This is a genomic window from Candidatus Aminicenantes bacterium, from assembly GCA_026393795.1.
Lineage (GTDB): Bacteria > Acidobacteriota > Aminicenantia > UBA2199 > UBA2199 > UBA2199.
The window spans coordinates 1-6795 of the sequence record JAPKZL010000036.1 but is presented as its reverse complement, the minus strand read 5'-3'; the positions used below and the strand labels follow the sequence as shown (position 1 = coordinate 6795).

The 6795-nt window shown below is 62.0% G+C and carries 8 protein-coding genes; 6 read left to right on the top strand and 2 right to left on the bottom strand.

The annotated features are described in order from the left end of the window. A partial coding sequence (locus NTW95_01660; GenBank protein ID MCX6556132.1) for a DUF1846 family protein occupies positions 1 to 1336 on the top strand: 1336 nt, incomplete at its 5' end. A 15-nt stretch (positions 1337 to 1351) separates the two neighbouring features. Here NTW95_01660 and NTW95_01655 read toward each other — a convergent pair. Both NTW95_01655 and NTW95_01650 read right to left on the bottom strand, forming a co-directional pair. Further along, positions 1352 to 1990 carry a hypothetical protein gene (locus tag NTW95_01655; protein MCX6556131.1) on the bottom strand — a complete coding sequence of 213 codons (639 nt, stop codon included), beginning with the start codon at positions 1988 to 1990 and terminating at the stop codon, positions 1352 to 1354. Positions 1991 to 2044: 54 nt separating this feature from the next. Further along, entirely contained in the window at positions 2045 to 3445 is a 1401-nt protein-coding gene (locus tag NTW95_01650; GenBank protein ID MCX6556130.1) for an FAD-binding protein, read from the bottom strand. Between the two features lie 90 nt (positions 3446 to 3535). On the opposite strand from NTW95_01650, the gene dnaJ reads away from it, so the two are divergent. The 5 genes from dnaJ to NTW95_01625 form a co-directional block, all read left to right on the top strand. Beyond that, positions 3536 to 4654, top strand: coding sequence for a molecular chaperone DnaJ (gene dnaJ, locus NTW95_01645; protein ID MCX6556129.1), 1119 nt, complete (start codon positions 3536 to 3538; stop codon positions 4652 to 4654). After that, positions 4651 to 5040, top strand: coding sequence for a helix-turn-helix transcriptional regulator (locus tag NTW95_01640; protein MCX6556128.1), 390 nt, complete (start codon positions 4651 to 4653; stop codon positions 5038 to 5040). Before dnaJ ends, NTW95_01640 begins: the two co-directional genes overlap by 4 nt. Further along, positions 5021 to 5869 carry an RNA polymerase sigma factor RpoD/SigA gene (locus tag NTW95_01635; protein MCX6556127.1) on the top strand — a complete coding sequence of 283 codons (849 nt, stop codon included), beginning with the start codon at positions 5021 to 5023 and terminating at the stop codon, positions 5867 to 5869. The genes NTW95_01640 and NTW95_01635 overlap by 20 nt, the downstream gene beginning before the upstream one ends. Beyond that, the gene (locus NTW95_01630; GenBank protein MCX6556126.1) at positions 5866 to 6588 is read left to right on the top strand and encodes an ATP-binding protein; all 723 of its coding nucleotides are present in this window, start codon (positions 5866 to 5868) and stop codon (positions 6586 to 6588) included. The genes NTW95_01635 and NTW95_01630 overlap by 4 nt, the downstream gene beginning before the upstream one ends. Beyond that, positions 6585 to 6795, top strand: a 211-nt coding sequence (locus NTW95_01625) for an ATPase (protein MCX6556125.1), incomplete at its 3' end; no start/stop codon positions are given. The genes NTW95_01630 and NTW95_01625, both read left to right, overlap by 4 nt.

Below are 6795 nucleotides of genomic sequence, written 5' to 3'. Positions count from 1 at the left end.
GCAGCAGCTCGGGGACCAGACCGACGTGATCCTCTGCATCTATGCCGGCGACATCGAAAGGAAAAAGATCCGCGCCGACTTCGGCATCACCTACGACGCCGACGCCCTGAAGCTGATCGACGACCTGGCCGCCTGGGGCATCACCCTGCGCGCCGTGGTCATCACCCGTTTTGCCAACCAATTCGCTGCCAAGGCCTTCAAGAACAAGCTGGAGCGCCGCGGCGTCCGCGTCTACACCCACAGCTTCACCAAGGGCTACCCGACCGAGATTGACACCATCGTCAGCGACGAGGGCTACGGCGCCAACGAGTACATTGAGACGGCCAGGCCGATCGTGGTGGTCACCGGCCCCGGCCCGGGCAGCGGCAAGCTGGCCACCTGCCTGTCGCAGCTGTACCACGACCACCGGCGCGGCTGCCGCTCCGGCTACGCCAAGTTCGAGACGTTCCCGATCTGGAACCTGCCCCTCAACCACCCGATCAACATCGCCTATGAGGCGGCCACGGCCGACCTGAAGGACATCAACCTCATCGACCACTACCACCTCGAGGCGTACAACGTCAAGGCAGTCAACTACAACCGCGACATCGAGGCCTTCCCCCTGGTCAGGCGCATCCTGGAAAAGATCACCGAGAACCCGCTGGTTTACCACTCGCCCACCGACATGGGGGTCAACCGCGCCGGTTTCGGCATCTGCGGCGACGCGGTCGTGCGCGAGGCCGCCATCCAGGAGATCATCCGCCGCTATTTCCGCTACCAGTGCGAGTACGCCATGGGCGTGGTCGATCACGACACGGTGGAGCGGCTGCGCCTGTTCATGGAGGACCTCGGCGTCGGCGAGGAGAGCCGCCGCGTGGTCGGACCGGCGCGCCAGGCCGCCCGGGACGCCCAGGCCGGCGGCAAGGGCCATGCCGGGATATTCTGCGGCGCGGCCATCGAGCTCGCAGACGGCACGATGGTCACCGGCAAGAATTCACCGCTGCTGCACGCCGCCTCCAGCCTGGTCCTGAACGCCGCCAAGCACCTGGCCGGCATCCCGGACGGCATGCACCTGATGCCGCCCAGCATCACCGAGTCGCTGGGGCGCCTCAAGAAAGATGTGCTGAAGGGGCGGGAGGTGAGCCTGAACCTGGACGAAACCCTGATCGCCCTAGCCATTTCGGCCGCGGCCAACCCGGCCGCCCAGATGGCGATCGAAAAGCTCCCCGAGCTGCGCGGCTGCGAAGTGCACATCACCCACATGCCCACCCCGGGCGACGAGGCGGGCCTGCGCAAGCTGGGTATCAACCTGACCTCGGACCCGGGCTATTCCAGCAGCGATCTGTTCGTCGGCTAAAAAAAGCGTCCGGCGCTATTCCTTGATCACCTGGGCATTGCGGATCTCCCCTTTGACGGCCGAATCCTTGCTCAGGTACACCTTGACCTCGATGTCGTTGTCGCGGACGATGATCCCGCCTTCGACCAGCGATCCCTCGCTGATACGGATGTCCAGATGCGAGTGGTCGAACAGGTTGCCGTGCCGCCCCTTGATGACGATGTCGCCATGGACCAGGCTTTTGGCCAGCAGATCGATGTCGCCGTTGACCGTGCTCAACTCCTCGTCCACTTCGCAATTCTTAAGTTCGATGCGGCCGTTGACCGTGCTCACCTTGCCGTGCACCTTGCTGCCGGCGCCGCAAACGATCGAGCCGTTGACCGTGGAAGCATCGCCGTCCACTTCGACGCTGGCACCGAGGCTGATGCGGCCGTTGACCGTGTCCAGGCCGCGGACCTGCGACGCATCGCCCACCTGGATGCTGCCGTTGACGGTCTGACAATCGCCTTCGATCCGGCAGCGCGCGCCCACGTGGATGCTGCCGTTGACCGAGGTCAGCCCGCCCGCGTGGTCGCCGTCATTGACGTGGATGCTGCGGTTGACGCTCATGTCGCAGCCGTAAAAAAGGATGAAAGACAACGCCAGGAAAAGCAAAATTGCATTTTTTTTACGCATGTTACTCCTCGCTCTCAGAGATATTAACGTATTGGCCGAGAAAAAGGTTCCACTCTAGAACATCTTCCCGGGATTGAGCAGGTTGTCGGGATCGAAGGCTTTCTTGATGCGGCGGAACAGCTCCAGCTCGACCGGGCTGAACTGGTAATGCATGAACGGCTTCTTGCTCAGGCCGATGCCGTGCTCGCCGGAAATGGTGCCGCCCAGCTCGACCACGCGCCGGAATATTTTGTCCAGGACGGTCTCGGCCCTTTTCATCTCCGCCTCGTCGGCGGGATCGACCATCAAGTTGGTGTGGATGTTGCCGTCGCCGAAATGGCCGAACAGCACGATGCACAGATTGTGTTCCCCGGCCAGCCCGTCGATGAAGGAAACCATCTCCGGGATCAGCGCCGCGGGCACGACGATGTCCTCGTTGATTTTCCTGGGCTTGAGCAGGGCGATGGCCGGCGAAATATTGCGCCGCGTCTGCCAGAGATCCTCCTGCTCGGCGAACGTCTGCGCCAGGGTCCAGTCGACGGGAGTGGAGCCCTCGATGATCCGGCGCAGGACCGTTTCCCTTTCCCCGACCTCGGCCGGGCTGCCGTCGATCTCGATCAGCACCGCCGCGCCGGTCTTTTCGGGAAGGGGCTGCCGCTGGTAGGCGTAGACGGCCTGCAGCGAGCGCCGGTCCATGAATTCCAGCACCGCCGGCTGGATATGGCCGTGGATGACTTGTTGCACGAATTGCGCCCCGGCGGTAAGGGTGGCGAAATCGACCCGGAAGAGGCGGCGCTGCGGCGGCAGTGGGAGCAGGCGCAGGAAAATTTTACTGATCACGGCCAGGGTGCCCTCGGAGCCGATCAGCAACGATTTCAGGTCGTAGCCGGCCACATTCTTGATGGTTTGCGCCCCCAGGCGGACCTTTTCACCGCTGAGCAGGAAGGCCTCCAGCCCCAGGACGTAGTTGCCGGTCACGCCGTACTTGAAGCAGCGCGGGCCGCCGGCGTTCTCGGCCACGTTGCCGCCGATGGTCGAGGTCTTCAGGCTGGCCGGGTCGGGCGGATAAAAGAGCCCCTGCTTTTCGGCCGCGGCCTGGAGGTCGGCCGTGATCACCCCCGGCTCGACCTCGGCTAGGAAATTCGCGGCGTCCAGGCGCAGGATGCGGTTCATGCGCGTGAAGACCAGCACGACCCCCCCCTGGACCGCCAGGGCGCCGCCGGTGTAACCGACACCGGCCCCGCGCGGGATCAGCGGCACGCGATGCTCGCGGCAGATGCGCAAAACTGCGGCGATGTCCTCTTCGCGCTCAGGGAACACCACCGCATCGGGCCAGTACTCCATGGCCGTGGCGTCGTAGGAATAGGCCAACAGGTATTCCCGGTCGCTGAAAACCTTTCCCCGGCCGAGGCTGGCGTGCAGTTCGCGCAAAACTTTTTTCTCGATCATGCTTTCCTTGTCGCCTTCAGCGGCCATTATAGATGAAGCGGCCCGACGCCGTCAAATGCCACTGCAACCGAAATCTCGCTCTTGATTTTTTTAGTGCCCTAGAGTACTATTTCTTTGATGAAAGACTACTACGAAATCCTGGGAGTCAGCAAGAACGCCAGCACCAACGACATCAAGAAAGCCTACCGCAAGCTGGCCCGCAAGTACCACCCCGACCTGAATCCCGGCGACAAGGCGTCCGAGCAAAAATTCAAGGAGATGAACGAGGCCCACGAAACCCTCAAGGACCCGGAAAAGAGGAAGCAGTACGATTTGTACGGTTCGCTGGGCGCCCGCGGCGCCCCCGGCGCGGAGGGCGGACGCGGGAGCAGCAACTTCGAGGGCTTTGATTTCAGCAACACCGGCAACAGCTCTTTCGGCGACATCTTCGAGACCATCTTCGGCAATGCCGGAGGTCCGCGCCCCTCGTCCGGCCGCAAGGGCCGCCGGGCCGAGCCGGGGGAGGACCTCCTTTACTCCATCAACCTGAATTTCATGGACGCGGCCAACGGCATCGAGACCCCCCTCCAGATCAGCCACCGCCAGACCTGCACGACCTGCCGCGGCAAGGGGGTGGACGCCGCCTCCGGCCAGACCACCTGCCCGGTCTGCCACGGCCAGGGACGGGTCCAGAAGCAGACCGGCTTCATGAAGTTCGGCACCGTCTGCCCGAACTGCGGCGGCAGCGGGATCCTGCCCGGCGCTCCCTGCCCGGCCTGCGGCGGCGAAGGCCGGACCGAAAAAGTCGCCCGCTTGCGGGTCAAGATCCCGGCCGGCGTCGACAACGACTCCAAGGTGCGCATCGCCGGCAAGGGCAACGCCGGGCGCAACGGCGGCCCGGACGGCGACCTGATCATCACCATCCATGTCACGCCGCACAAGCTGTTCCGGCGCAACGGCCTGGACCTGGAGATGACGCTGCCGGTGACCTACGCCGAGGCCGCCCTGGGCGCGAAGATCGAAATCCCCACCCTCGACGGCAGCTCGTTATTCAAGATCCCGCCGGGGACGCTCTCGGGGCAGAAGCTGCGCCTGAAGGGCAAGGGCATCCTCAACCCCAAGAGCCGCAGCGAGGGCGACCTGTACGTGGAGATCAAGATCGTGCCGCCGCCCACCAAGGACCTCAAGGTGCGCGAGCTGCTCAAGGAGATCGAAAAAATAGCGCCGTACGACCCACGCGAGGATTGGCTGCGATGAAGGAAAAAACCTATTTCATCTCGGCGGTGGCCAGCAAGTACAACATCCACCCGCAGACGCTGCGCCTGTACGAGCGCGAGGGCCTGCTCATCCCCTCGCGCAGCAAGGGCAACACCCGCATGTTCAGCGACAGCGACCTGAAAAAACTGGAATTCATCCTCAACCTGACCCGCGAGATGGGCGTCAACCTGGCCGGGATCGAGATCATCACCAACATGAAGAACAAAATGGAGAAAATGCAAGAGGAGTTTGCGCTGTTCCTGGAAGAGCTGAAAAAGGAGTTCTTCGTCGGCCGCGAGGAACTGTTCGAGCAGAAAAAGATATCCCTGGTCAAATTCGCATCGCCCTCCATGGCCGTTTTCAAGGATGAACAAAAGGAAAAATAACGAATCGCTGGATTCGCTCAACCTCTATTTCCAGCGGCTGAAAAAAATAAAACCGCTGACCGCGGCCGAAGAAAGGGAGCTGATCACCAAGGCCAAGAACAACGACGAGGAAGCGTTCCGCACCATCATCGTCGCCAGCCAGCGCCTGGTGGTCAAGGAGGCGCTGAAATATTATTTCAAGGGCGACAACCTGCTGGACCTGATCAACGAGGGGAACAAGGGGCTGATCGAAGCTCTGAAAAAATTCGATTTGAGCCGGGAAAACCGCTTCTTCACCTACGCCATGTGGTGGGTGCGCAGCGAGATCCGGCGCTACCTGTCGAAGAACCAGAACCTGATCTCCCTGCCCGACATCTTCTACAACGATTACCTGAATTTCAAGAAGGCCTTTTTCAAGTTGAACAAGAAGCTCAAGCGCAACCCCAGCGAAAAGGAGCTGGCCGAGTACCTGGAAATCCCGGAAAAGAAGGTCCGGGTCATGCTCGCCGTCCCCGACGAGATCATCTCCTTGGACAAGGGCATCAACGACGAGAGCACGACCAACCTCTCCGCCTTCCTGCCCGACAACTCGGTCGAGGATCCCCTGGACATCCTGATCGGCAACTCGATCAAAGACCTGCTGCGCGAGGACATCCAGCAGCTGACCCCCAAGGAGTCGGAGATCATCCGTTTGCGCTTCGGCTTCCAGGGGGCCGAGCCGATGAAGCTGCGCGAGATCGCCAAGAAGATGCGCATGAGCCCCGAGGGGATCCGCCGCATCGAAATGAAAGCCCTGACCAAGCTTAAAAACCGCCTGTCCAAGCAGGGCGTCTATGGAGCACTGAATTGAAAGAAACAAACTGCAAACTATGCGGGGACAGCGGCTGGGTGCTGGTCAAGGTCAAGGAGCGGGAGATCGCCCGCCCCTGCCAATGCCGCCAGGAGGACCTGCGCCTGCTCAAGGTCGACCACGCCAACATCCCGCTGCGCTTCGTCGGCACCGAGCTGAACAGCTATTTCCCGGACAAGGACAACCCCTCGCAAGGCCGGGCCAAGAAGGCGAGCGCCAAATTCATCGCCGATTATCCGGCGGTCAGCAGCGGCCTGCTCTTTCACGGCGCCACCGGCGTGGGCAAGACCCGGCTGCTGTGCTGCATCGGCAACCAGCTGATCAAGGAAAAAGGCTGCGAGGTGATCTACATCGACTGGAACGACCTGGCCCGGGAGATGAAATCGGGCGAGGACGCCGCCAGCCGGGATTTCGCCACCATTTCGCAGCTGATCCAGCGCCTGGCGCGGGTGGAGCTGCTGTTGTTCGACGAGCTGGGCGCGTCGCGCCCCAGCCCCTGGGTCGAGGACAACATCTATTACCTGATCAACCGCCGCTACAACGACAACCGCGTCACCCTTTTTGCCAGCAACTTTTTCGACAGCAAGGTCGGCAGCGAGGAGACCCTCAGCGAGCGCATCGGGGAACGCATCCGCAGCCGCCTTTTTGAAATGGCCACTAGCATTGAAATAAAAGGGGTGGATTACCGCCACAGATATTTACATTCGGAGGACAAATGAGCCACGACCTGACCTTCATCAACGAAAGGATCAAGGAGGACAGCCAGGCCATCGAGCAGACCATGGCCGAGATGGCCAAGGTCATCGTCGGCCAGAAGGAGCTGCTCGAGCGGATGATGATCGCCCTGCTGGCATCGGGGCACATCCTGCTCGAGGGGGTGCCGGGCCTGGCCAAGACCCTGGCCATCAAGACCCTGGCCCGGGTCA

Excerpts from the sequence above, each read along its gene's own strand:
- NTW95_01655 (MCX6556131.1), bottom strand. The coding sequence starts at position 1,990 with ATGCGTAAAAAAAATGCAATTTTGCTTTTCCTGGCGTTGTCTTTCATC.
- NTW95_01640 (MCX6556128.1), top strand. The coding sequence starts at position 4,651 with ATGAAGGAAAAAACCTATTTCATCTCGGCGGTGGCCAGCAAGTACAAC.
- NTW95_01635 (MCX6556127.1), top strand. The coding sequence starts at position 5,021 with ATGAACAAAAGGAAAAATAACGAATCGCTGGATTCGCTCAACCTCTAT.
- dnaJ (MCX6556129.1), top strand. The coding sequence starts at position 3,536 with ATGAAAGACTACTACGAAATCCTGGGAGTCAGCAAGAACGCCAGCACC.
- NTW95_01650 (MCX6556130.1), bottom strand. The coding sequence starts at position 3,445 with ATGGCCGCTGAAGGCGACAAGGAAAGCATGATCGAGAAAAAAGTTTTG.